This window comes from Microbacterium sp. ZXX196, from assembly GCF_009709595.1.
Taxonomy (GTDB): Bacteria; Actinomycetota; Actinomycetes; order Actinomycetales; family Microbacteriaceae; genus Microbacterium; species Microbacterium excoecariae.
This window is the reverse complement of the sequence record NZ_WMEE01000463.1, coordinates 1-242: the sequence shown is the minus strand read 5'-3', so window position 1 is coordinate 242 and position 242 is coordinate 1. Positions and strand designations below refer to the sequence as shown.

The window sequence follows — 242 nt, the reverse complement described above, 5'->3', positions numbered from 1 at the left end:
ATCGGAATTCGTGTGATCGCCGAAAATGTCAGAAACGGCGTGCAGCGTCACACCAATACGTCTTATGTGACCATGGTGGCTAAGGGTGAGGATGATCGCCCCGCATTGGTCCCGCCACTTTTACTGGAAAGTGAGGAAGACGGACGAAGATTTCTTGAAGCAATGAAACGCCGCGAATTGAGAGAGCACTATCGTAACGCTTTCGATAGTGAAAAAGGAAGAATCGAAGTCGGCGAAAACCT

Annotated in this window: 1 pseudogene; it reads left to right on the top strand. The window is 49.2% G+C overall.

What is annotated here, in order from left to right:
- A pseudogene (locus GJQ66_RS14410) lies at positions 1 to 242 on the top strand (acyl-CoA thioesterase); the annotation flags it as partial.